This is a genomic window from Modestobacter sp. VKM Ac-2978 (genome assembly GCF_026968025.1).
Classification (GTDB): Bacteria; Actinomycetota; Actinomycetes; order Mycobacteriales; family Geodermatophilaceae; genus Modestobacter.
In genome coordinates this window covers 300647-324259 of the sequence record NZ_JAPVBP010000001.1, presented here as the reverse complement: position 1 = coordinate 324259, position 23613 = coordinate 300647, and the positions used below count along the sequence as shown (strand labels likewise).

The 23613-nt window shown below is 75.3% G+C and carries 22 protein-coding genes, 2 tRNA genes, 1 other RNA gene and 1 pseudogene; 14 read left to right on the top strand and 12 right to left on the bottom strand.

The window, feature by feature from the left end; genetic code table 11:
• Positions 1-16 precede the first annotated feature (16 nt).
• Both O2W53_RS01505 and O2W53_RS01500 read left to right on the top strand, forming a co-directional pair.
• Positions 17-499: a cation:proton antiporter regulatory subunit gene (locus O2W53_RS01505; RefSeq protein ID WP_269161276.1), complete on the top strand. Its 483-nt coding sequence runs from the start codon at positions 17-19 to the stop codon at positions 497-499.
• Positions 499-1683, top strand: a complete 1185-nt coding sequence (locus O2W53_RS01500) for a cation:proton antiporter (protein ID WP_269161275.1) — start codon at positions 499-501, stop codon at positions 1681-1683. The genes O2W53_RS01505 and O2W53_RS01500 overlap by 1 nt, the downstream gene beginning before the upstream one ends.
• A 15-nt stretch (positions 1684-1698) precedes the next feature.
• On the opposite strand, the gene O2W53_RS01495 is transcribed toward O2W53_RS01500, so the two are convergent.
• The 3 genes from O2W53_RS01495 to ffs all read right to left on the bottom strand — a co-directional run bounded on the left by O2W53_RS01495 (position 1699) and on the right by ffs (position 4843).
• Positions 1699-3954 (bottom strand): DNA polymerase III subunit gamma and tau, encoded by a 2256-nt coding sequence (locus O2W53_RS01495; RefSeq protein ID WP_269161273.1) that lies wholly within the window; start codon positions 3952-3954, stop codon positions 1699-1701.
• 49 nt (positions 3955-4003) lie between these two features.
• A complete protein-coding gene (locus tag O2W53_RS01490; protein ID WP_269161272.1) occupies positions 4004-4672 on the bottom strand; it encodes a YceI family protein in 669 nt (222 codons plus the stop codon).
• A gap of 75 nt (positions 4673-4747) precedes the next feature.
• An RNA gene (gene ffs, locus O2W53_RS01485) (signal recognition particle sRNA small type) lies at positions 4748-4843 on the bottom strand.
• A 72-nt stretch (positions 4844-4915) separates the two neighbouring features.
• Between ffs and O2W53_RS01480 the strand changes: the two are divergent.
• Positions 4916-5761: pseudogene (locus O2W53_RS01480) on the top strand (DMT family transporter); the annotation flags it as partial.
• 66 nt (positions 5762-5827) lie between these two features.
• Here O2W53_RS01480 and O2W53_RS01475 read toward each other — a convergent pair.
• Positions 5828-5912: transfer RNA gene (locus O2W53_RS01475), tRNA-Ser, on the bottom strand.
• Between the two features lie 139 nt (positions 5913-6051).
• On the opposite strand from O2W53_RS01475, the gene O2W53_RS01470 reads away from it, so the two are divergent.
• On the top strand, positions 6052-6399 hold the full coding sequence (locus tag O2W53_RS01470) for a hypothetical protein (RefSeq protein ID WP_269161271.1): 348 nt from the start codon (positions 6052-6054) through the stop codon (positions 6397-6399).
• A gap of 31 nt (positions 6400-6430) precedes the next feature.
• Complete coding sequence (locus tag O2W53_RS01465) at positions 6431-8302, top strand: serine/threonine-protein kinase (protein WP_269161270.1); 1872 nt, start codon at positions 6431-6433, stop codon at positions 8300-8302.
• Between the two features lie 56 nt (positions 8303-8358).
• Here the strand turns inward: O2W53_RS01465 and O2W53_RS01460 are convergent.
• The 4 genes from O2W53_RS01460 to O2W53_RS01445 all read right to left on the bottom strand — a co-directional run bounded on the left by O2W53_RS01460 (position 8359) and on the right by O2W53_RS01445 (position 10181).
• Positions 8359-8446 (bottom strand) — tRNA-Ser (locus tag O2W53_RS01460).
• A 10-nt stretch (positions 8447-8456) separates the two neighbouring features.
• Complete coding sequence (locus O2W53_RS01455) at positions 8457-8915, bottom strand: nucleoside deaminase (RefSeq protein WP_269161269.1); 459 nt, start codon at positions 8913-8915, stop codon at positions 8457-8459.
• A gap of 94 nt (positions 8916-9009) precedes the next feature.
• A complete protein-coding gene (locus tag O2W53_RS01450) occupies positions 9010-9660 on the bottom strand; it encodes an HAD-IA family hydrolase (protein WP_269161268.1) in 651 nt (216 codons plus the stop codon).
• The gene (locus tag O2W53_RS01445) at positions 9657-10181 is read right to left on the bottom strand and encodes a tRNA adenosine deaminase-associated protein (protein WP_269161267.1); all 525 of its coding nucleotides are present in this window, start codon (positions 10179-10181) and stop codon (positions 9657-9659) included. The genes O2W53_RS01450 and O2W53_RS01445 overlap by 4 nt, the downstream gene beginning before the upstream one ends.
• Before the next feature lie 12 nt (positions 10182-10193).
• On the opposite strand from O2W53_RS01445, the gene O2W53_RS01440 reads away from it, so the two are divergent.
• From O2W53_RS01440 to O2W53_RS01430, 3 genes are read left to right on the top strand one after another with little or no spacing between them, the layout of a single operon-like run.
• Positions 10194-10661: a PaaI family thioesterase gene (locus tag O2W53_RS01440; RefSeq protein ID WP_269161266.1), complete on the top strand. Its 468-nt coding sequence runs from the start codon at positions 10194-10196 to the stop codon at positions 10659-10661.
• Positions 10658-11578, top strand: a complete 921-nt coding sequence (locus O2W53_RS01435) for a prephenate dehydrogenase (RefSeq protein ID WP_269161265.1) — start codon at positions 10658-10660, stop codon at positions 11576-11578. Before O2W53_RS01440 ends, O2W53_RS01435 begins: the two co-directional genes overlap by 4 nt.
• A 43-nt stretch (positions 11579-11621) precedes the next feature.
• Positions 11622-11855, top strand: a complete 234-nt coding sequence (locus tag O2W53_RS01430; RefSeq protein ID WP_269161264.1) for a DUF2630 family protein — start codon at positions 11622-11624, stop codon at positions 11853-11855.
• A 57-nt stretch (positions 11856-11912) separates the two neighbouring features.
• Here the strand turns inward: O2W53_RS01430 and O2W53_RS01425 are convergent, their stop codons facing one another.
• Positions 11913-13118 carry a helix-turn-helix domain-containing protein gene (locus tag O2W53_RS01425; RefSeq protein WP_269161262.1) on the bottom strand — a complete coding sequence of 402 codons (1206 nt, stop codon included), beginning with the start codon at positions 13116-13118 and terminating at the stop codon, positions 11913-11915.
• Positions 13119-13289: 171 nt separating this feature from the next.
• Between O2W53_RS01425 and O2W53_RS01420 the strand changes: the two genes are divergently transcribed.
• The 6 genes from O2W53_RS01420 to O2W53_RS01395 all read left to right on the top strand — a co-directional run bounded on the left by O2W53_RS01420 (position 13290) and on the right by O2W53_RS01395 (position 20518).
• Positions 13290-14189, top strand: a complete 900-nt coding sequence (locus O2W53_RS01420) for an ABC transporter ATP-binding protein (protein WP_269161261.1) — start codon at positions 13290-13292, stop codon at positions 14187-14189.
• Positions 14182-14952, top strand: coding sequence for an ABC transporter ATP-binding protein (locus O2W53_RS01415; RefSeq protein ID WP_269161260.1), 771 nt, complete (start codon positions 14182-14184; stop codon positions 14950-14952). The genes O2W53_RS01420 and O2W53_RS01415 overlap by 8 nt, the downstream gene beginning before the upstream one ends.
• A 46-nt stretch (positions 14953-14998) precedes the next feature.
• Positions 14999-15883, top strand: coding sequence for a branched-chain amino acid ABC transporter permease (locus O2W53_RS01410; protein WP_269161259.1), 885 nt, complete (start codon positions 14999-15001; stop codon positions 15881-15883).
• Position 15884: 1 nt separating this feature from the next.
• Entirely contained in the window at positions 15885-17063 is a 1179-nt protein-coding gene (locus O2W53_RS01405) for a branched-chain amino acid ABC transporter permease (RefSeq protein WP_269161258.1), read from the top strand.
• 113 nt (positions 17064-17176) lie between these two features.
• A complete protein-coding gene (locus O2W53_RS01400; RefSeq protein WP_269161257.1) occupies positions 17177-18511 on the top strand; it encodes an ABC transporter substrate-binding protein in 1335 nt (444 codons plus the stop codon).
• A gap of 345 nt (positions 18512-18856) precedes the next feature.
• The gene (locus tag O2W53_RS01395; RefSeq protein ID WP_269161256.1) at positions 18857-20518 is read left to right on the top strand and encodes a VWA domain-containing protein; all 1662 of its coding nucleotides are present in this window, start codon (positions 18857-18859) and stop codon (positions 20516-20518) included.
• Between the two features lie 42 nt (positions 20519-20560).
• Here the strand turns inward: O2W53_RS01395 and O2W53_RS01390 are convergent, their stop codons facing one another.
• Genes O2W53_RS01390 through O2W53_RS01380 form a run of 3 tightly spaced genes read right to left on the bottom strand, consistent with a single transcriptional unit; the run spans position 20561 to position 23597 of the window.
• On the bottom strand, positions 20561-21505 hold the full coding sequence (locus O2W53_RS01390; protein WP_269161255.1) for a glycosyltransferase family 9 protein: 945 nt from the start codon (positions 21503-21505) through the stop codon (positions 20561-20563).
• Positions 21506-21525: 20 nt separating this feature from the next.
• Positions 21526-22932, bottom strand: coding sequence for a D-glycero-beta-D-manno-heptose 1-phosphate adenylyltransferase (gene rfaE2 / locus O2W53_RS01385; protein WP_269161254.1), 1407 nt, complete (start codon positions 22930-22932; stop codon positions 21526-21528).
• Positions 22929-23597 carry a D-sedoheptulose-7-phosphate isomerase gene (locus O2W53_RS01380; protein ID WP_269161253.1) on the bottom strand — a complete coding sequence of 223 codons (669 nt, stop codon included), beginning with the start codon at positions 23595-23597 and terminating at the stop codon, positions 22929-22931. Before O2W53_RS01380 ends, rfaE2 begins: the two co-directional genes overlap by 4 nt.
• Positions 23598-23613: the final 16 nt, after the last annotated feature.

Genomic DNA, 23613 nt, shown 5'->3' with positions numbered 1-23613 from the left:
GAGGAGGGGACGCCGGATGGACGTCGAGGAGACGCGGCTGCCGGGCATCGGCCTGCGGCACGACCTGGTGACCGCGCAGGGACGGCGGGTGGGGGTCATCTCCCAGCGCAACGGGGCCCGGCACGTCGTCCTCTACGACGAGCAGGACCCAGACGCCACCGCGGCCACGATCGAGCTGACCGCCGAGGAGAGCGAGGTCGTCGCCGAGCTGCTGGGCGCGCCCCGGATCACCGAGCGGTTGTCCCGGCTGCGCGAGCAGGTGGAGAGCCTGGCCACCGAGGGCGTGCCGATCGAGCCCGGCTCCCCCTACGTCGCCGCCACCCTGGGCGATGCGGCCATCCGGACCCGCACCGGCGCCTCCGTGGTCGCGGTGGTCCGCGGCGAGGAGATGATCGCCTCCCCCACCCCGGACTTCCGGTTCCAGGTCGAGGACCGGCTGGTCGTGGTCGGGACGTCGGACGGTGTCGCAGCGGTCGGTGACCTGCTCAAGCCCCGCTGATGGAGGTCGGGCACACCGCGGTCCTGCTGCTCGAGCTCGGCGCGGTCGTCTTCGGGCTGGGGCTGCTCGGCTCGCTGGCCGGCCGGATCGGCCTGTCCCCCATCCCGCTGTACCTGCTGGCCGGGCTGGCGTTCGGCACCGGCGGACTGCTGCCGCTGGACGCGCCGGAGGGCTTCTTCTCCACCGGCGCCGAGGTCGGCGTCGTGCTGCTGCTGCTCGTCCTCGGGCTGGAGTACACCGCCGGCGACCTGGTCGAGAACCTGCGCCGCCAAGCGCCGGTCGGCGTCGCCGACCTGCTGCTCAACGGCCTGCCCGGCGCCGCGCTGGCGTTGTTCCTGGGCTGGGGCCCGACGGCCGCGCTGGCCCTGTTCGGTGTCACCGCGATCAGCTCCTCGGGGATCATCTCGAAGCTCCTCACCGACCTCGGCCGGCTCGGCAACCGGGAGACCCCGGCCGTGCTCGGCGTGCTGGTCATCGAGGACCTGGCGATGGCCGCCTACCTCCCGATCCTCACCGGCGTCGTGGCGGCCAGCAGCACCGGTGACGCGGTGCTGTCGGTCACGGTCGCGCTGACCACTCTCGCGGTCGTGCTGGCCGTCGCGGTGCGCCACGGCCACTCCGTGACCCGATTCGTGGGGGCGCGGTCCAACGAGATCCTGCTGCTCCGGGTGCTCGGGCTGGCGCTGCTCGTCGCCGGCGCCGCCGAGGCGGTGCACGTGTCGGCCGCGGTCGGCGCGTTCCTGCTCGGCATCGCCCTCTCCGGCGAGGTCGCCGAGCGGATCGGGGACGTGCTCTCGCCGCTGCGGGACCTGTTCGCCGCCGTCTTCTTCGTCTTCTTCGGGCTCTCGACGGACCCGACCCAGCTGCCGGCCGCCCTGCTGCCCGCGGCCGCGCTCGCCGCCGTCGGCATCGTCACCAAGTTCGGCACCGGCTGGATCGCCGGGCGCCGGGCCGGGGTCGGGCCACCCGCACGGGTGCGCGCCGGTGCCGCGCTGGTGGCCCGCGGCGAGTTCTCGATCATCATCGCCGGGCTGGTGCTCGGCAGCGTCCCGGCGGCCTTCGGCTCGACGGTCGCCGCCTACGTGCTGATCCTCGCCGTGCTGGGACCGCTGACCCCACGGCTGGTCGACCCCTGGGTGCGCCGGCTCGCCCAGCGGTCCGCGCCGCCACGGTCCACGCCGTAGGAGCCGGTGCGCCGGTCAGCTGTCGATCGGCCGCGCGCCGAGCTGGGTGCGCAGCAGCTGCAGCGCGGCGGCCTCGGGGTCCAGCGCCGGCGCGTTGTCCGCGGTGCCGCCGGAGTCCGCGTCGGCGGCCCGTTCGGCCATCAGCTCGTCGGCCTCGGCGGACTCCGCGGCCTGCACGGCGGCCCGCGCGGCCTCCGGTGACACCGGCGCCCCACCCGGGCCACGCCCCGCGCCGCCGGGCTGACCCGGGCCACCCTCGACGACGGCCTGCACCTTCCAGCGGACGCCCAGCAGCTCCTCCAGCGACTGCCGGATCACGTCCTTGTTCAGGTCGTCGCCCAGCATCTTGGCCAGCGCCGGCGAGGTGGCCGCCAGGGTGAGCACCCCGTTGGTCAGGTCGTGCACCTGGGCGCTCTTGAGCAGCGCCTCGGTGGTGCGCTTGTGCCCGCGCACCACCTTGAGCAGCTCCGGCCAGATCCGCCGGACGTCGGCCGTGGTCAGCGCGCCGTCGTCACCGGCGGGCTCCTCCGGGGTGGCCGACACCAGCGGAGTCGGCTCGCCGCCGCGTGGCGCAGGTGCCGACTCCGCCGCGGCCCCGGGCGCCGGAGCGGGCGCGAGGGCAGGAGCGGCGTCGGCGGCCGGTGCGGTGGCCCGGCGCGGTTCCGGAGCGGCGGGGCGGGACGGCTGCGGCCAGTCCTCGTCGTCGGTGGGCTCGGGCGGCAGCGGGACCTCGGACGCCGAGGACCCCTCCGGCCGCGGCCGCGGGGGCTCGGCGGCCGGCGGCCGGGAGGACGACGGCGCCGGGGCCGGGGCGCCCGGGCGGGCGGTCACCGGCCAGCCGTCGTCCCCCTCCGGGGCCGGCGGGGACGCCGGGGCGGGCGTCGGGGTGGCCGGCGCGGAGCGGGCCTGCGAGGGACGCACGTAGGCCGGCCGGCTGGGCTGCGCGGCGGCGGGGGGCGCTGCCGGCTCGGCGGCCGGGGGCTGGGCCGGAGCCTGCGTCGGAGCGGCCTGAGCCGGGGCCGGCGGGGCCTGCGCCGGAGCCGGCCGGGCGGGCTCGCGCACCGGCGCCGGCACGGCCGCCGCCTCCGGGCGACCGGCGTGCTCGCCGGCGATCGACATCCGCCGCTCCAGGCGCTCCAGGCGCTGCAGGGTGGCCGTGGCCGAGCCGTCGACCCCGGGCAGCAGCATCCGGGCGCAGACCAGCTCCAGCAGCAGCCGGGGGGCCGTCGTCCCGCGCATCTCGGTGAGGCCCTCGTGCACGGTGTCGGCCAGCCGGGACAACGTGGCGGAACCCAGCGCCTGGGCCTGCCGGCTCATCACGTCGAGCCGGTCGGGCGGGCTGTCGAGCAGGCCGTTGCCGCCGGCCTCGGGCACGGCGTCCAGCACGATGAGGTCGCGCAGCCGGTCCAGCAGGTCGGTGGCGAAGCGGCGGGGGTCGTGCCCGGCCTCGACCACCCGGTCGACGGCCTGGAAGACGCCCGGCGCGTCGGAGGCGGCCAAGGCGTCGACGGCCTCGTCGAGCAGCGCCTCGTCGGTGACACCGAGCAGGCCCACGGCCGACCGGTAGGTGACCCCCTCGGGGCCGGCGCCGGCCAGCAGCTGGTCGAGGATCGACAGCGAGTCGCGCACCGAGCCGCCGCCGGCCCGGACCACCAGCGGGAACACCGTCGGCTCCACGGTGACGCCCTCGGCCTCGCACGTCCTCTCCAGCAGGCCGCGCAGCGTGCTGGGCGGCACCAGCCGGAACGGGTAGTGGTGGGTGCGCGAGCGGATGGTCGGGAGGACCTTCTCCGGCTCGGTGGTGGCGAAGACGAAGACCAGGAACTCCGGCGGCTCCTCGACCACCTTGAGCAGGGCGTTGAAGCCCTGCGAGCTCACCATGTGCGCCTCGTCGACGATGTAGACCTTGTAGCGGCTGTGCACCGGGGCGAAGAACGCCTTCTCGCGCAGGTCGCGGGCGTCGTCGACACCACCGTGGCTGGCCGCGTCGATCTCCATGACGTCGATCGAGCCGGGGCCGTCGGGGGCCAGCGCGATGCACGAGCCGCACACGCCGCAGGGGGTCGAGGTGGGCCCCTGCTCACAGTTGAGCGAGCGCGCCAGGATCCGTGCCGACGAGGTCTTCCCGCAGCCCCGCGGCCCGCTGAACAGGTAGGCGTGGTTGATCCGCCCGCCGTCCACGGCGTTCATCAGGGGTGCGGTGACGTGCTCCTGCCCGACCACCTCGGCGAAGGTCGCCGGACGGTACTTGCGGTAGAGCGCCAGAGCCACGCCGCGAGGCTACGTGGCCGCACCGACACTCCGGTGCAGCGCGGCCCGCTCAGAGGGTGAGGTGCAGCAGGAACTCGACGGAACCGGAGTCCTCGACCCGGACGAAGCCCAGGTTCGGGGGGTCGATCCCGTAGTCGTCGAAGGTCACCGGCACGGAGCCGGAGACGTCGATGCCCCCGGCGGTGCGGACCACGGAGATCTCGGTCTGCACCTGCTGGGTCACGCCGGCCAGGGTCAGCTCGCCGGTGACCGGCACGGTGACCGGGGTGCCGGTGACCTCGGGGAGGTCGGCCACCTCGACGACGGAGAACGTCGCGGTGGGGTTCGCGTCGACGTCCATCACGTTGTCCCGGAAGTAGGAGTCGCGGCGGCCGCTGTCGGTGGTGATCGAGGCGACGTCCACGGTCACGTCGGCGTCGGCGAGGTCCCCGTCGGAGACGACGACGGAGCCGGTGACCTGGTCGGTCACGCCGGCCACGGTGACGTCGGCGCCGTTGAGCACCTCGTCCACGCGGTAGCCCGCGGTGGAGCTCGGGGCGATGGTCCAGGTGCCGTCGGTGTCCGGCGTGAGGGCGACCTCCTCCGGCTGCGCCTGGACGGTTGGCGCCGGGGGTGCGTCCTCCTCGAGGGCGGCGTAGACCAGCGGCCCACCGATCGCGCCTGCGGCGACGACCGCCACGGCCCCGCCGGTGATCCACCAGGTGCGACGACTGGGCACGGCCACTCCCCCGCTCGAAGGTGGGTGCATTGCAGCGCACCAACCTGGGAGGAGGCTGGGAACCGTCGGGAGAAGAGAAAGGACCCCCCGCACACCCGCCAGAGCCCGCTTATCCTTGCTGCCTTCCGGCCCTGGGGAGGTTCACAGGGTGACGCCGCACGAGGGGTCGACGTCCACTGTAGAGGACGCAGCCGCGACGGACGCCGCACCCGCCCGCCGGCACCCCCCGTACGCTCCCGCCGCATGACCGGGCGCACCCCTCAGCCCGGCCCGACCTCCCCGTCCGCCCGGGGCTTCGTGCTCGTCGTCCTCGCCGCACTGTGCTGGGGGACCGCGGGCATCAGCGGTGACCTGGTCGCCGACCGCACCGACCTCGACCCGCTGGACGTCGCGTGGCACCGGATGGCCGTCGGCGCCGTGGCCCTGCTCGCCGTCCACCTGCTCGGACGGCGCCGCGCGGCGCGGTCCGCCGTCCAGCCCGTCGCCTCGTCGCGGTCGCTGCGCTGGCGGCTGGCCGGCGTCGGCGCGGGGCTGGCGGCCTACCAGGCCGCCTACTTCGCCGCCGTGGCCACGGCGGGGGTGAGCATCGCGACGCTGGTCGCGTTGGGCCTGGCGCCGCTGCTGGTCGCCGTGGGCGCCGCCGCGCTCGGGCACGGCCGCCCCGACCGGGCGACGGGGGCCGCCCTGGTCGTCGCGCTGGCCGGGCTCGTGCTGCTCGTGGGGGTCTCCGCGGGCGGCGACGGCGGGGACGCGGTGGTGCTGGGCGCGCTGGCCGCGGTCGGCTGCGCGGTCGCCTACGCCGCCGTCGTGCTGCTGTCGGCCGGGGCCCCGGCCGGGGTGCCGACGACGACGGTGGGCTTCACGGTGGGCGCCGTGCTGCTGACGCCGGTGGCGCTGGCCGCCGGGCTCGACCTCACCACCGACCCGCTGGGGCTGGCGCTGCTGGTCTACCTCGGGCTGGTGCCGACCGCGCTGGCGTACGGGCTGTTCTTCACCGGGGTGCGGGCCGTGCCGGCCGCGGTCGCCTCGATCGTGACGCTGCTGGAGCCGCTGACCGCGACCGCGCTGGCGACCGTGGTGCTCGGGGAGCGGCTCGCCCCGACCGCACTGGTCGGAGGTGTGCTCATGCTCGGCGCCGTGACGGCGCTCTACCTGCGGAGGATGGGAGATTCGAACTCCCGAGGGCTTGCACCCAACCCGCTTTCCAAGCGAGCGCCATAGGCCACTAGGCGAATCCTCCAGTGCGCGGGCCACTGTACCGGTCGGGTCCGCGGCGGTCAGCCGCTCCCCTCCACCCGAGCGGCCAGCGGGGCCGGAGAGTGGTTGAGTGATCTACGGGACGGCGACCGCCGCACGGACCGGACACCGGGAGGACCGACATGAGCAACGCTGAGCAGGTACGCCCCGACGTGGTCGCGGCGATCGTCACCGCACTTGAGGAGACCGACCCCAGCAACCTCCCGCCCGACGCCACCCGCGCCGAGAAGGACGCCGCCAAGGACCAGTACCTCTCCGGCCTGGTCGCCGGACGCGCACAGCGCGAGCGGCAGACCCGGGCGTGGGAGCTGCTGCTGACCCGCAGCCACGACGAGCCGCCGAGCTGGCAGCAGCTGTTCGACGAGCTGCCGCAGAGCTCGGTCGACCAGCTCGCCGACCTCTACGACGCGCTGCCCGAGGGCGCCCAGACCGAGTACGCCCGCCGGTACGGGGCCCCGGTCTCCGCCTGACGCCGGCGGGCCGGGTGCGAGCAGAGCTGAGGTGACGGCGCCGGGCGCCCGGGTGGCCGGGCGCTACCTGCTGCGCTCCCGGCTCGGTGGCGGGGCGATGGGTGCGGTCTGGCTGGCCCGTGACGAGCTGCTGGGCCGCGACGTCGCGGTCAAGCAGGTGCTCATCCCGCTCGGCAGCGACCCGGAGACGACCGCCGGGCACCGCGACGCGGCGATGCGTGAGGGCCGGATCGCCGCCCGGCTGACCCATCCGCACGCCGTCGCGGTCTACGACATGGTCGACGACGGCGGGACGCCGTGGCTGATCATGGAGTACCTGCCCTCCCAGAGCCTGGCGATCGTGCTGGCCCAGCGGGGCACGCTGCCGGTGCAGCAGGTGGCCCAGATCGGCGCCCAGGTCGCCGATGCGCTGGTGGCCACGCATGCCGTCGGCGTGGTCCACCGGGACGTGAAGCCGGGCAACATCCTGATCGGCGAGGGGCCGCGCAGCGCCGGCCTGGTGAAGATCACCGACTTCGGCATCTCCCGGGCCCGTGGCGACGTCTCGCTCACCCAGACCGGCGTGGTCAAGGGGACGCCGGCCTACCTGGCTCCCGAGGTCGCCCGCGGGCAGGAGCCCGGGGAGGCCAGTGACGTCTTCTCCCTGGGTGCGACGCTGCACGCCTGCCTGGAGGGGACCCCGCCGTTCGGGATGACGGAGAACCCGCTGGAGATGCTCCACCGGGTCGCCGGCGGGAACGTGAACCGCCCGCGGAACGCCGGGGCGCTCACCCGGCCGCTCCGGCGGATGTTGGACAACGACCCGGCGAAGCGGCCGACGATGTCGCAGGTCCGCGACCAGCTGGCGAAGCTGGCCGCCGGCCGGGACGGCGACGTCACCGAGGTGCTCACCGCGCGCACGCCGCTGCTGCCGACGCTCGCCGACCTGCGCCCGGTCTCCGACGCGGAGCCGACCGGGGCGACGGACGGGCCGGCCGTCACCGACTCCCCCACCACCGGGTCCCCCGGCCCCGACTCCCCCACCACCGGGTCCGCCGACTCCGACTCCCTCGCCACCGGGCACGCCGACGCCGACTCCGCATCCGCCGCGTCCGCCGCAGGGGCGCCCGCCGCCCGGTCGGCGGTGCCGGCCGACCCGGCGCCGTCCCCGGAGACCGGCGGTCAGCCCGAGGCCACCGCCGGCCCGGGGACCGGCAGTGCCACACCGGTGGCCGGTGCGGTGCCTGCGGCCGGCCGGCCCACCTCGCCCGCCCCCGCGCCGCGCCGCGGTCGCCGCCGGTCCCGCCTGCTCGCCGCCGTCGCGGTGGTGCTCCTCGCCCTGTCCGGCACGCTGGGCGCGGTCTGGCTCAACACCCGGCCGGACGACGGCGGGGCGCCGTCGGCAGCGGCCAGCACCCCACCGCCGGCACCGTCGTCCTCCGAGCCCGCGCCGGCGACCGAGGAGGAGCCGGTGATCCCGTCGGTCCCCCCGGAGACCCCGACCGCCGCAGCGACCCCGGCCCCGACGGCGACCTCGAGCCCCACGCCCACGACATCACCGCCGTCCCCAGCCCCGAGCTCGCCCCCGCCGCCCGCAGGCCCGGCCCCGGGCTCCGCCGCCGAGGTGAGCCAGGCGATCACCAGCTACTACGCACTGCTGCCCGGCGACCCCGAGTCGGCCTGGGAGCGCACCGGGCCCCGGCTGCGCGCGGAGATCGGCAGCAGGTCGGCCTACCTCACCTTCTGGAACCGCTTCCAGAGCGTCACCCGCGGGCCGGTGTCGGCGCAGGACGGGTCGCTCGTCGCCTCGATGCCGGTGACCTTCACCGAGCGCGACGGCACCGTCAGACCCGAGCAGCACCAGATCACCCTGGTCCGCGGCGACGACGGCCAACTGCTCATCGACTACGACGTCCCGGTCTGACGGGCCCCGGGACGCCAGAACGGCGGCGCCCCCAGGAGGGCGCCGCCGTTCTCGACTGGCGGTGGCGGTGGGATTTGAACCCACGGAGGCTTGCACCTCACACGCTTTCGAGGCGTGCTCCTTCGGCCGCTCGGACACGCCACCGCCGGAAAGACTACAGGCCCCGCTTCGCGCGGAAGAACGCACGTAGCAGCGCGCCGGACTCCTCGGCTCGGACACCGCCGGTGACCTCGGGCCGGTGGTTCAGCCGCCGGTCCCGGACGACGTCCCACAGCGAACCGGCCGCCCCGGCCTTCGGGTCGTCGGCGGCGTAGACCACCCGCGCCACCCGGGCCAGCACGCTCGCGCCGGCGCACATCGTGCAGGGCTCGAGCGTGACCACCAGGCTCGCCCCGGTCAGCCGCCAGCCGTCACCGTGCACCGCCGCGGCCGCCCGCAGGGCCAGGACCTCGGCGTGCGCCGTCGGGTCGCCCCGCTTCTCCCGCTCGTTGGCCGCCTCGGCCAGCACCGTCCCGTCGCGCCCGAGGACGACGGCGCCGATCGGCGTGTCACCCCACTCCTGCGCGGCGGCCGCGAGCTCCAGCGCCCGCAGCATCGCCTCGTCGTCGGTCACCACCGGCCCACCCACGGACGGGCAGACAGGTGTGCCTCGCCGTGAGTTGTGCTCTGGCGCACTGGTGCAGCCAGAGCACTACTGCGCCACGAGGTCACGTCAGGTCCAGGCCGGTGAGCGCGGACAGCTCGGCGAGCGCGGTGCCGGGGTCGACGACCTTGATCGTGTGCATGCCCAGTGCGCGGGCCGGCTTGAGGTTGATGCCCAGGTCGTCCAGGTAGGCGCAGTCCGACGGCGCGATCTCCCGCCCGACCGCCTCCCCCAGGCGCTGCAGCGCGAGCGGGTAGATCGCCGGTTCGGGCTTGCGCACGCCCTCGACCGAGGACTCGACGACGACGTCGAACAGCGCCAGCAGCTCGCCCAGCCGGCCGGTGCGCTGCATCGGGGCCACGTTGTTCGACAGCAGCGCCAGCGGCAGCCCCGCCGTCCGCAGCCGCTGCACCGCCGCCACCATCGCCGGGCGCAGCTCCCCCGCCAGCGCTTCGAGCACCCGCGCGGCGTCCAGCGGGTGCCCGGCGGCGGCGGCCTCGGCCTCGAAGGCGCGCCGGAACCCCGGCTCGTCGAGTTCCCGGCGCTCGTAGCGGGCCCAGGCGTTCGTGTCCGGGTCCGTGCTGTTCAGCCCCACGATGAACCCGGCGGGCAGCGCCGCCTCCTCCTCGTAGGCGGCGAAGGCGGTCAGCGGGCTCTCGGTGAGCACGCCGCCCAGGTCGAAGACGACGGCGCTGACGTGGCCGGGGACGCTCACGGGGTCGCCACCGCCGTCAGCTCGTCGGCGAAGCCCAGCCGTTCGGCGATGGCCAGCACCATCTCGTCGGCCCACAGCTCGTCGGAGTCCAGCAGCCGGGCCAGCTCCTCGGCCGGCAGCCCGGCGTCGGCGAAGACGTCGAGGTCACCGCCGGGCCAACCCTGACCGTCCTCGTCGAAGGCGTCGTCGATCGTGGCGCCGGTCTCGACCGGGATGCCGTAGCGCTCCACCGCCTCGGCCGCGAGCAGGTGCTCCTGGAACGTGGCGTCGGACACCAGCGCCCGGACCATGCCGCCCGGTCCGTGTCGCAGCACGACGAAGTAGAGGCGGCTGTCGACGACGACCACGAACGGGCCCGGCCAGCCGGCGGTGCCCGGCTCGCCGAGCGCGCGTTCCAGGGCCGGGAGCTCGTCGTCGGCGCCGGCGGCGAGCAGCTCGCACTGCCAGCGACCGGCGGCCGAGCTGACCCGGACGGCGAAGCTCTGCCGCAGCGTGGTGCCGGAGTCGGAGGAGGGGGCCATAGCCTGTAGATCATGGCCGACGCCCTCCCCGACGACAGCGCGCCGGTCGACGTCCCCGCCGTCGCCCCGGCACTGTTCGCCGCCCTCGCCGCCGATCCGCTCGCCGCTCACCTGGGCATCGAGCTGGAGGAGGTCCGGCCCGGCTACGCCCGCGCGTCGATGACCGTCGGCCCGACCCTGCTCAACGCGGTCGGCACGGCGCACGGCGGCGCCACGATGGCGCTGCTGGACGTGGTGCACGCCGCGGTGAGCAACAGCCACGGCACGGTCGCCGTCGCCCAGGACGTGCACACCGAGTTCCTCTCCGCCGGCCGGCCCGGCGACCACCTGGTCGCGGAGGGCGTCGAGCTGCACCGCACCGGCCGCACCGCCGTCTACCGGATCGAGGCGGCCACCGCGAACGGCCGGCCGGTCGCCACCGCCCTGGCCCGGGTCTTCCGGCTGGACACCCCGTGGGAGACCGGCGAGGCGACGCCGTGACCGGCTCCTTCCCCGTCCCGACGATGCCGGCACCGCCGGTGTCCGTCGTCGGCCTCGGACAGCTGGGCGGGTCGCTGGCGGCCGCGCTGGCCGCGGCTGGGCGCCCGGTCTCCGGCTGGGACGTCGACCCGGCCGCCCGCGACGCAGCGGAGGACGCCGGCGTGGCGATCCGCCGGGAGCTGACCGGGGTGGTCGTGCTCGCCGTCCCGCTCCCCGCGATGGCCACGGCGCTGGACGGGCTGCGGATCGACCCCGGCGCCACGGTCACCGACCTGGGCTCGGTGAAGGCGCCGGTGCTCGCCGAGCTGGGGGCCGCCCACGGGGACCGGTACGTCGGCGGGCACCCGATGTGCGGCACCGAACGCTCCGGGCACGCCGCCGTCGACCCCACCCTGTTCGCCGGTGCCCGCTGGGCGCTGTGCCTGGAGGCCGACACCGACCTGCGGCGCTGGCTGCGGGTCGCCGAGATCGCGCTGGCCGTCGGCGCCGAGGTGGTGCCGGTGACCGCCGCCGAGCACGACGACGCGGTGGCGGCGATCAGCGCCGTCCCGCACCTGCTGGCCGCCGCGGTGGCAGCCGCCGCCGGGCAGGCCGGCCCGCTCGCGCTCTCCCTCGCCGCCGGCAGCTTCCGGGACGCCACCCGGGTGATCGGCAGCGACCCGGCGTTCGTGACCGCGCTGGTCACCGGCAACGCCGGCCCGGCGGCCGCGGCGCTGGACCGGGTCCGCGCCCAGTTGGACCGCCCCTGGCCGGAGCTGGTCGCCGACGGGCACGCGGTGCGGGTGGCCGACGCCGGACGGCGGACGGTCCGAGTCCCGCTGGACCGGGCGGCCCTGCTCTCGCTGGGCCGGGCCGGCGGCGCGGTCACCCGGCGGCTGGCTGCGTTCGTCGAGGGCTGGGTGCCGGATCGGCCGTGACCGGCAGGCGTGGGAGGCGCCCGGACCGGGCAAGGTGACCGCCATGGACGACAAGGAGATCCGCAGCAAGATCGACGCGCTGGTCGAGGAGGAGCACGCGCTCCGCGACTCCAGCGAGCACACCGACGAGCAGCGCGCCCGGCTCCGGCAGATCGAGGAGGAGCGCGACCAGCTGTGGGACCTGATCCGCCAGCGGGACGCCAAGCGGCAGTACGGCGAGGACCCCGACGAGGCCCAGCCGCGCCCGGAGCCGCAGGTCGAGAACTACCTGCAGTGATGGGAGGGCCCCCTTGCCCTCCTGCAAGGGGGCCGAACCGCGCCTCGGAGACCCGGGTCAGCGGTGGTGGTCGGCCCCCAGCAGGGCGAGCTGCCAGAGCAGCCGGGACCGGGGGTCGGCCACCGAGCGGCCGGTGACCTGCTCGATCCGGCGCAACCGGTGCATGACCGTGTTGCGGTGGCAGTAGAGCTGGTCGGCGGCCCGCGTCGGTGACCCGTCCGCGGCCAGCACGGCGGTCAGCGTGTCCAGCAGCACGTCGCGCTCGTCGACGGGCAGGTCGAGCAGCCGGCCCAACGACTGCTCCACGAGCCGGCGGGTGATCTCCGGGGAGCTGCTCAGCAGCGCCTCGGGCAACCGGTCGTCGATCGTGACCACCCGGGGCTGGCCGGGGGGCAGGGTGCGGGCCGCGGTGTCGGCCAGCCGCCAGGCGGAGGCGACCGCCGCGGCGCCGTCCACCACGGCCGAGACGCCCACCGGGCCCCCGGCCAGCTCGGCCAGCCAGCTGAGCACGTCGCCGACCTGGCGGGTGCCCAGCGCCACCACCCCGACCTGGGCACCGGAGCGCCAGCCCCACACCGAGCGCACGCCCCGCTTCAGCAGCCGGGCGCCGGGGTCGTCGAGGTTCGGCCCCCCGGACTCGTCCGGGGGCGCGACGGCACAGACCAACCGCCCGTCCAGCGGCAGCGCCAGCAGCTCCGACGCCGTCCGGACGAACACCGGGTCACCCCCGCGGCCACCCAGCAGCCCGTCCAGCACCTGCTGGCGCGCCTGGTCGTCGATGCCGGCCAGCCGCCGCTCCTCGGTCCGGTACGCCTCGGCCAGGGCCGCGCACTGCACGTCGTTGACGTGCCACACCGAGCCCGCCACCTCGAGCAGGACGTCGCTGTCGCCCGGCGCCTCGGCCGCCCGCGCCGTCGCGCGCAGCGCCTCCCAGGTGACCTGCCCGCCCAGCCGGTAGGCGCGCAGCACCGTCTCCAGCGGCACCCCCTGGATCGCCCGGCGGCTCCCGACCTCCCGGGCCGCGGCGAGCGCCGCGCGGCCACCGTCGTCGGAGTCGCCCATCAGGGTGCGCACCGCCCGCTCGAGGTTGGCCCGGCTGGACTCGAACAACTCGGCCCGGACGACGGGGCCCTGCTCGGTGTAGGCGCCCTCGGTGCGCTCCAGGATGCTGATCATCCGGGAGGTCATCTCGTCGAGCTGGCTCAGCAGCGGCGGAGCGAGCTGGGCCAGGCGCGCGGAGACCTCGGGTCGGAACGGTTGCACCTCGCCCCCCATCTGTGACACACGGCACACTGCACAAGCAATCAGAGCGATCGCTGTGCTCCGCGCCCATTGTGACGGCACTCACCGCACCGCACCCTCGGGGAGTCGGATCATCCGGCACTCGTCCGCCGCGCCATGCCCGGCGGACGGGGTACCCGAGGCAAAGGAGCCGTGGGCCCGTTGGCGCAGCCGACCCCGACTGCAGGCAGCACTGCGGTCCACCGCACAGCTGCCCCGGACACCGACCGCGCCCCGTCTGCCAGCCTGGAGATGACCGGGATCACCGTCGCCTTCGGCGGCGTGATCGCCCTCTCCGAGGTCTCGCTGGTGGTCGAGCCCGGCCAGGTGCACGGGCTGATCGGCCCGAACGGCGCGGGCAAGACGACGCTGTTCAACGTCGCCTGCGGGATCGTGCGCCCCACGGCCGGTGAGATGACCTGGCGTGGCCAGCCGCTCCGCCGGCTGAAGCCGCACCAGCTGGCCGGCCTGGGCATCTCCCGCACCCTGCAGGGCGTGGGCCTCTTCCCCGGCATGACCGTGCTGGAGAACGTCATGATCGGCGCCCACCGGCACGCCCGGGCCGGCTTCGGTTCCGCACTGTTCGCCCTGCCGCGCTCCGACCGCGACGAGCGGGAGCTGCGCGCCCGGGCCCTGGCCGCGCTGAGCGACCTGGGCGCCCAGAAGTACGCCGGCCGTTACCCCGGCGGCCTCCCCTACCCGGTGCAGAAGCGGGTCGCGCTGGCCCGGGCACTGGTCTCCGCCCCCGACCTGCTGCTGCTCGACGAGCCCGCCAGCGGTCTCGCCGAGGACGAGATGCACGAGCTCGGCGAGCTCATCCGCACCCTGTCCGGTCGGATGAGCGTGCTGCTGGTCGAGCACCACATGGACCTGGTCATGCGGGTCTGCGACCGGATCACCGTCCTGGACTCCGGGCGGCAGATCGCCGCCGGCACCCCGGCCGAGGTGCAGGCCGACCCCGCCGTCACCGAGGCCTACCTCGGCGACGAGGTCACCGCCGAGGAGGACGCGGCCGGCACGACCCGCACCGACGGAGGGCGCCACCATGGCTGACACCCGCGCACACGGCAGCACGGCGGTCGCGACCGACGGGGGCACCGCCGCCGGCCCGGCGCTGCTGGAGGTCGAGGACCTCACCTCCTCCTACGGCGCGGTCCGGGCGCTGGACGGGGTCTCGCTGCGCGCGGACACCGGCCGGATCACCGCCGTCCTCGGGGCCAACGGCGCCGGCAAGACCACCCTGCTGCGCACCATCAGCGGGCTGGTCCGGAGCTCCTCGGGCCGGGTCGTCCTGGACGGGGAGGACATCACCTCCGCCTCCGTCGAGTCGATGGTCGGCCGGGGCATGGCCCACGTGCCCGAGGGACGCGGCGTCATCGCCGAGCTCACCGTGCACGAGAACCTGCGGGTCGGGGCGCTGTTCCGGGGCAAGGTCGAGAAGAGCGAGTACGACCGCATCTACGACCTGTTCCCCCGGATCGCCGAGCGCCGCGACCAGCCGGCACACGTCCTCTCCGGCGGCGAGCGGCAGATGCTCGTGATCGGGCGGGCACTGCTGGCCCAGCCGCGGATCCTGCTGCTCGACGAGCCGTCGCTGGGCCTGGCCCCCCGGATCGTGGCGCAGATCTTCGGTCTGCTCCGCCGCCTGGTCGACAGCGAGGGGCTGTCGGTCCTGCTGGTCGAGCAGAACGCGCGGAGCGCCCTGTCGGTGGCCGACGTCGGCGTCGTCCTCAACCTCGGCCGGGTGGTCGTCACCGACTCCGCCCGCACGTTGATGGCCGACGAGGACCTCCGGCACGCCTACCTGGGCTTCTGACCCACTTCCCGAGTCCCCTCCGCACCGCCAGGAAGGCACCTCCTCCGTGCAGTACTTCGTGAACGTCACCCTCACCGGGTTGACCGAGGGCATGGTCTACTCGGCCTTCGCCCTCGCCCTGGTGCTGATCTGGCGGTCCACCCGGATCGTGAACTTCGCCCAGGGCTCGATGGCGGCGGCGACGACCTTCATCGCCCTCGCGCTCATCCAGGCCGGGCAGTCCTACTGGGTGGCCCTGGTGGTCGCCCTGCTCTCCGGGCTGGTGCTGGGCGCCCTCGTGGAACGGGTCGTCATCCGGCCCGTCGAGGGCGGCCCGGAGCTCAACGCGGTCATCGTGACCCTCGGCCTCTTCGTCGCCATCCAGGCCGCGATCGCGATCGTCTTCGGCTCGGCGTTCCAGTCGTTCCCGACGCCGTTCGGGCTGGAGGGCTTCCAGGTCGGCGACAACCGGATCGCGCTCACCCCGAACAGCGTCTGGGTGATCGCCGCGGTGCTGGTCACCATGGCGCTGCTGGTGGTGCTGTTCCGGTTCACCCGGATCGGCCTGGCGATGCGCGCCTCGGCGTTCGGCCAGGAGGTCGCCAGGCTGCTCGGCGTGCGGGTCGGCCGGATGCTCACCCTCGGCTGGGCGCTCGCCGCCGTCGTCGGCTCGCTGGCCGGGCTGCTCATCGCCGGCGGGGAGTTCGTCTACCCCGCCTACATGGACAGCCTGATCGTCTTCGGCTTCGTCGCCGCCGTGCTCGGCGGCCTGGACTCCCCCATCGGCGCCATCGTCGGCGGGCTGATCCTGGGCCTGGCCCTCAGCTACGTCAGCGGCTACGTGGAGCGGGGCAGTGCCCTGGTCAACGTCGCCGCCCTGGTCATCCTGATGGTCGTGCTGCTCGTGCGCCCCGGTGGCCTGTTCGCCAGCAGCACGGCTCGGAGGGCATGACATGAGCGACCTGCAGAGCCCCACCACGGGCAAGAACGGCGCAGGCACGGCCACCGCCGGCAAGGCCTCCGAGGAGGCCCCCACGGAGGCGACCGCCGGCGCCGACGAGCCCACCGCCACCCGGCGCCGCAGCCTGCTCCCCCAGTCGACGCTGCTGCGGCACCTGGTGGTGCTGCTGATCGCGGCCGTCGGAGCCGTGGTGCTGCTGGAGATCACCGACCCGTTCACCAACTCCCAGCTGGCCACGCTGACCTACTACGCCATCGCGGCCGGCGGCCTCACCGTGCTGACCGGGATGAACGGCCAGATCTCGCTGGGCCACGGCGCACTGATGGCGGTGGGCGCCTACACCACCGCGCTGTTCCTCTCCGCCGACGAGCCACTGCCGCTGCCGCTCATCCTGCTGGCCGCGATCGTCACCGCCACCGCCGTCGGCGCCCTGGTCGGGGTGGCCGCCGCCCGGCTGCACGGCCCCTACCTCGCCGGCGCCACGCTGGCCCTCGCCGTCGGCCTGCCGGGCCTGGCGATCTACTTCCACGACGTCCTCGGCGGCGAACAGGGCATGCGGGTGCGGGCCCCCCGGGCCCCGGAGGCCTTCGAGTCCTTCATCAGCGCCGTCTCGGGCAACTCGGCGACCAACACGAAGTGGCTCGCCTACCTCGGCGCCATCTGCCTGCTGATCACCTACTTCCTGCTCGCCAACCTGATCCGCAGCCGGATCGGCCGCACCTGGCGCGCGGTGCGCGACCAGGAGGTCGCCGCCGAGCTGGCCGGGATCAACCTCGGCGCGTGGCGGGTGCTCGCCTTCGTGGTGAGCGCCGCGGCGGCCGGGCTGGCCGGCGGGGTGCTGGCCCTCGTCGTCCGGCTGGCCGCCCCCAGCGGGTTCACGCTGGTGCTCTCGCTGGCCCTGCTCACCGCGATCGTGATCGGCGGGCTGGGCAGCCTGCTCGGCGCCCTGCTCGGCTCGGCGCTGCTGGTCTTCCTGCCGCCGTTCGTCACCGACCTGGGTGCCGGGTGGGGCCTGAACAACACCGAGGCCGCCCAGCTGGCCCCCTTCGTCTACGGCGTGGTCCTCATCCTCGCGATGATCTTCGCCCCCGCCGGCTTCGTCGGCACCCTCCGCATGCGCTGGCTCACCCGCCAGGCGAAGCGGTCGGCCGCCCAGCCGAGCAGGGGGTGAGGGCGACCAGACCGAACCGCCGCTCCCGGCCCCACGACCCCCCACACACCCCCGGGCAACGAAGCCCGGACCGCACCAGAGGAGAACCGTTGTCCAGATCCTCTCGACGTCTCATGACCGCCATCGCCGCAGCCACCGCCGCCTCCACCCTCGCCGCCTGTGGCGGGAGCGATGACGGCGGCGGGGACGGCGGCGGTGGCGGTGGCGACGCCAGCGCCAACGAGGCCTCCGACATCGGCATCACCGAGGACTCGATCAAGCTCGGCGCCCACTTCCCCCTCACCGGCGTGGCCGCCCCCGGCTACAGCGAGATCCCGACCGGCTCGCAGGCGTACTACGAGTGCCTCAACAACGAGGGCGGGGTGAACGGCCGGACGATCGACTACATCTACCGGGACGACGCCTACAACCCGACGAACACCAGCCAGGTGGTCAACCAGCTGGTGCTCGAGGACGAGGTCTTCGCCATCGTCGGCGGCCTCGGCACCCCGACCCACAGCGCCGTCCTGGACTTCCTGAACAGCGAGGGCGTGCCCGACCTGTTCGTCTCGTCCGGCTCGCTGCTGTGGGGCGAGGACCCGGAGACCAACCCGTACACGTTCGGCTGGCAGACCGACTACGAGAGCGAGGGGAAGATCATCGGCCAGTACATCGCCGACAACTTCCCGGACGCGAAGGTCGGGCTCTTCCTCCAGGACGACGACTTCGGCGAGGACGGCGAGGCCGGCATCCGCGAGTACATCGACGACCAGATCGTGGCCGCCGAGCGCTACACGCCGGGCAACACCAACGTCGGGCCGCAGATCGCCGCCCTGCAGGCCGCCGGGGCCGACTTCGTCGTCGGCTTCAACGTGCCCAGCTACACGGCGCTGTCCCAGCTGACCGCGCTGCAGCTGGGCTACGACCCGCAGTGGTTCTACTCCAACGTGGGGTCGGACCCGACGCTGGTCGGCAGCCTGCTGAACAACTTCTCGCAGGGCCAGGTGAGCGACGCCAGCCTGCTCGACGGCGCGCTGACCACCGACTACCTGCCGACGGTCGACGAGCCGGACAACCCGTGGGTGCAGGAGTTCCAGCGCATCTGGGACGAGTGCGGCGGCGAGGGCGAGCTGACCAACTACCGGATCTACGGCATGGCGCAGGCCTACACCACCGTGCAGGCCCTGCAGGCGGCCGGTCAGAACCCGACGCGCGACGGCCTGGTCGAGGCCATCGAGACCGCGGGCGGCGACTGGGAGGGTCCGGTGCTCGCACCGTTCCGCTACTCCGAGGACAGCCACATGGGCACCGCCGGCATGTCGATCAGCCGGGTCACCGGTGACACCACCGAGGAGGTCGAGCCCGTGCAGCTGACCGACATCGGCGGTGCGGAGATCGAGCCCTTCGACGGTGAGATGGCCGAGGTCCCGGAGAACGGCATCCCGAACGAGGAGTCGGTCATCGACTGAGGAAGGACCCCGCTGCCCCCCACGCCTCGCCAGCTCGGCGCGGGCCCCTGCAGCGGGGCCGTACGGGCCGTCGGTCTCCCTCAGGGGAGGCCGGCGGCCCGTCGGTCGTCGTGCGCCTCAGCAGAGTCCAGCGAGGCGCTGACCGGAGCCGGCCGGTGCTCGCCGCCAGGCCGCTGAGCCGCCCACCATGTTCGTCACGGAGGGTGATCGACCGCACGCAGCGGGCATGATCGCCGACCGTCGGTCGCCCAGAACTGGGTAGAGTGCCGAACCGACGCGACAGCACGTGTCGCCCCGCGACGTCCGCTCGACACCTGCACGGACCAGACACGACGGAGAACCCAGATGGGGCGGCACGCCCGTACTCCCGCCCGGCCCGGGACGGCCAGCCGACCGGCGCTGCTCGCCGGGCTCGCCGTCGTGGTCGCCGCGGCGCTCGTCGCCGGCGTCGCCTGGTTCGTCTCCGGCCCGGAGGACGGGACGGCGGAGGCCGCCGGTTGCGAGGAGACCGAGACGGTCCGCGTGACGGTGGCCCCCGAGCTCGGCACGCTGGTGCGGGAGCTGCTGGCCGATCCGCTGCCGCTCGGTGGCGACGCGTGCGCCGTGGCGGACGTCGAGGCGACCGAGCCGCTGCAGACGCTGGCCGCGCTGGGCTCCCTCGGCGCCGACTCGCTGCCCCAGGTCTGGGTGCCCGACTCCTCCCTGTGGGCCGCCCGTGCCGGCAGCGCCGACCTCGAGGCGGCCGGGTCGCTGGCCACCTCGCCGCTGGTGCTCGCCACCAGCCGGACCGCCGCCGACGAGCTGGGCTGGACCACCGACCCGCCCACCTGGGGCGAGGCCCTGACCACCGGCCGGCCGCTGGCCGTGCCCGACCTGGCGGCCAGCGCCGAGGGCCTGTCGGTGCTGGCCGCCGTCCGGCAGTCGCTCGGTGGCGGGGACGACGCGGACAACGCCGTCGTCGAGGCGGTGCTGGCCGCCGGGCGCGGTGACGTCCCCAGCGTCGCCGATGCGCTGGCCACCGGGACCGAGGGCGGAGCCGACGCACCGCTGGTGCCGGTCAGCGAGCAGGAGGTGCTGGCCGCCAACCGCGCCGCCGGCTCCGACTCCCTCGTCGCCATCTACCCGAGCGAGGGCTCACCGTCCCTGGACTACCCGGTGCTGCGGCTGCCCACCGCCGAGGAGGACTCCGCCGCCGTGGACGCGGTGGTCGACGCACTGACCTCGGCCTCGGCCGGTGAGCAGGCCCGGACGGCCGGCTTCCGCGACGCCAGCGGGGCCGCCCCCGAGGGCGCCGGCGCCGGCACCGGCGTGCAGGAGCAGGCACCGGAGGCACTGGAGCTGGACGGCGCCGCGGTGCAGGCCCTGCTCGGCCGGCTGTCGAGTCTCGCCACCCCGTCGCGGTTGCTCACCGTCATCGACGTCTCCACCTCGATGGCCGCCCCGGTCGGCGACGGCACCCGCGCCACTCTCGCCCGGGACGCGACCAAGAGCGCGCTCACGCTGCTGCCGGACTCCTACTCCGGCGGGGTCTGGGCCTTCGCCTACCAGCTCGACGGCGAGCGCGACCACGTCGAGCTGGCCCCGCTGCGCACCTTCGGCACCGACGTCGGCGGCCAGACCCACCGTGAGCTGATCGACCAGCAGTTCGACACCCTGCCGAACCTGCTCGCACCCGGCGGCACGGGGCTGTACGACACGACGCTCGCCGCCGTGCGTGCCGCCCAAGAGGCCTACGACCCGAACTCGGTGAACAGCGTCGTGCTGATCACCGACGGGACCGACGACGACGACGCGGCGGGCATCGACCTGCCCGACCTGCTGGACACCCTCCGCGCCGAGGCCGACCCGGATCGACCGGTCAAGGTCATCGGGATCGCGCTCGGCCCGGATGCCGACCTCGACTCGCTGGAGCAGATCGGCGAGGCGACCGGCGGTGCGGCCTACCAGGCACTGGACCCCGAGGACCTGCAGGGCGTGCTGTTCGACGCCATCCGCCGTCGCGGCTGAGGCAGGACCCCGTCCTCCTCGCCGCTGGACGGGGCCCGCGGGTCAGGTGCGGGCGAGGAGGTCGTCGAGGGCTCCGGTGACCTCGGCGACGGTGACCCGGGCGAGGGCTGGGTCGAGCGTCGTCCCCCAGGGGTCGCCGGCGCCGTCCCCGTGCCAGCAGACGACGTGCTGTGGCCGTGCCGGCGGCCCCCACAGCGCGGGTGACACCGGGCCGAAGAGCACCACGGACGGCCGGCGGTAGGCGCTCGCCAGGTGGGCCACCCCGGTGTCGCCGCAGACCACCACCCGGGCGGCAGCGACCACGGCGGCCAGCTCGAGGGACGTCGTCCGGCCGGCCAGCACCGCCTCCGGGCCCAGCCCGGCCTGCTCGGCGACCGCCAGGGCGAGGTCGCGCTCGGCCGGGCCACCGGTGACCACGACCCGGAGCCCGGCCGCGACGAGGTGCCGGGCTACCGCGGCGAACCGCTCGGCCGGCCAGCGCCGGCCGGGGAACGCGGCGCCGGGGTGCAGGACCGCGACGTCGCGCACCGGCGGCTCGACGTCCGGCACGGCGAGGTCGAGGGCGTCCGGGTCGCAGTCGACGCCCAGCCCCTCGGAGACCAGCCGGCACCAGCGGCGCACCTCGTGCTCGTCCGGGTACCAGGTCGGCCCGGGATAGCCGGGGCTGTCGAAGGTGAGCAGCCGCTGCGGGCCCAGGCCGGCGACGACGACGTGCGAGGCCGGGCCCTTGCCGTGCAGGTCCACGGCGAGCTCCGGCGGTGGTCCGGCCCAGTCCAGCGGCTCCAGCTCGACGGCGGGCAGCACCTCGTCGACGGCGTCGATCAGCGCGGCCAGCGGCTCCAGCGCCCGGGTGGTGGCCAGCACCAGCCGGTGCTCGGGCACGGCGGCCCGGATCCCCCGGATCGCCGGCACCCCGGTGAGCAGGTCCCCCAGCCCCAACGGCCGCAACACCACCGCCACCGGCCGCCCGTCGACAGAAATGGCCATTTCTGTCGTCGTGGGGTCGGTCACCAGACGCGGGAGCGTTCGACCAGGGCGGTGGTCGAGTGGCCGTCCAGGTAGGGCAGGACGACGGCCTGACCGCCCCAGCGCTGCAGCACCGCGGCCTCCGGGAGGTCCGCGCCGGCGTAGTCGCCGCCCTTGGCCCAGACGTCCGGTCGTACCTGCTCGAGCACCTCCGCCGGGGTGTCCTCGTCGAAGACGACGACGGCGTCCACGAACTCCAGGGCCTCCAGCACCCGGGCCCGGTCCGCCGCGGTGACCAGCGGGCGCGTCGGGCCCTTGAGCCGGCGCACCGAGTCGTCGGAGTTGATGCAGACGACCAGGCAGTCCCCCAGCCCGCGAGCGGCCTGCAATGTGGCGACGTGCCCGGCGTGCAGCAGGTCGAAGCAGCCGCCGGTGGCCACGACGGTGCCCCCGGCCGCCCGCACCCGGTCCAGCAGTGCCGCGAGCCGGGGCGCCGGGCCCTGCGCGTCGACGCCGGCTGCGGGGGCCGGCCCCACGGCCGGCTCCGTGTCCCAGGCGGTGGCCCCGCCGCGGGCGACGAACGCCCCGGCCGCGGCAACCGCGGACGTCACCGCCTCGCCGGTGACCGCACCACCGGCGAGCGCCACGGTGACCGCGGCGGCGAAGGAGTCACCGGCACCGCACGGGTCGCCGCCGGTGACCGGGGTGGCGGGCACGACCATCGGTGCGCCCTCGCCGTAGGAGAGCAGGGCACCACGGGCACCGAGGGTGATGGCGACGGCCCCCACCCCCCAGTGCGCGATGAGCGCCTGCGCCCGGGCGCCGACCGCGGCGAGCCCGTCGCCGGTCACGTCCAGCCCGGCGACCCGGGCGGCCTCCGACCCGTTGGGGGTCACCAGCCGGGCCGAGGGCACCGGGTCCGCACCGCGGGGGTGCGGGTCCCAGACCACCGGCCCCGAGGCGGCGGAGAGCGCGGCGCGCACGTCGGGGGCCGACGTCGTCCCGCGGCCGTAGTCGGCGACCAGCACGGCGACCGCGTCCCGGATCGCCTCGGCCGCGGCGGCCGGGAGCGCGCCGAAGGTCGAGACCGCTCCCCCACTGTCCAGCCGGGCCACGGAGTGATCGCCGACCCGGATCCGCTGCTTGACCGGCGTGGCGCTGCTGGCCGGGATCTCGACCAGCCGGACCCGGCCGTCGAGCAGGGCGCGCAGCCGGGCGGCGCCCTCGTCGTCGCTGAGCGGGGTGACCAGCACGACCTCCCGGCCGCCGGCGTTCCGCGCGGCCAGCACGGCGGCCAGCGCGGCCCCGCCCGGACGCTCGCGGGTCTCGACGTCCTCGACCACCGGCACCGGGGCATCGGGGGTCAGCCGGGACGCCGTCCCGACCAGGTCGACGTCCAGCAGCGCGTCACCGACCACGACGATCGGCCGGGACGCCGCGCGGGTCACGGGACCACCTCGACGTGGTTGCTGGTGGAGATCCGGGGCGAGTCGGCGAGCACGGCGGCGTCGAAGGCGGCGCACAGCAGGTGCAGCGCGACGAGGTGGCACTCCTGCACCGTCGCCGTCCACGGCGAGTCGATGGCGACCGTCTCGTCGGCCACGGCGGCCAGCGGGTTGGGCGCCGGCCCGGTCATCGCCAGCACGGTGATGCCGCACTCGCGGGCCCGACGGGCGGCGGCGACCGCGTTGGGGCTGCGGCCGCTGGTGGACAGCAGGACCAGCACGTCGCCGTCCCGGCCGTGCGCCTCGACCTGCCGGGCGAACAGCTCGTCGGCCGGGTAGTCGTTGGCGATGGCCGTGAGCGAGGAGGTCTCGGCGGTCAGGCAGATCGCGGAGAACGGCGGGCGGTCGGCGCGGTAGCGGCCCACCAGCTCGGCGGTGAGGTGCTGCGCCTGGGCCGCGCTGCCACCGTTGCCGGCGGCGAGCAGCCGGCCGCGGGAGGGCCCGGTCAGCACGTCGGCGAGCAGCCGGCCCCAGCGGTCCAGCGTCTCGACCTGCTCGGTCAGCCCGCGGAGCGCGGCGCTCAGCGACGCCACGTGGTCGTGCCCGGTGAGGTGCGTGCAGGTGTCGGGCGAGACGACCTCGAGGTCCGAGGACGGGGCGGTGCTCATGACGGTCCTTCCAGCG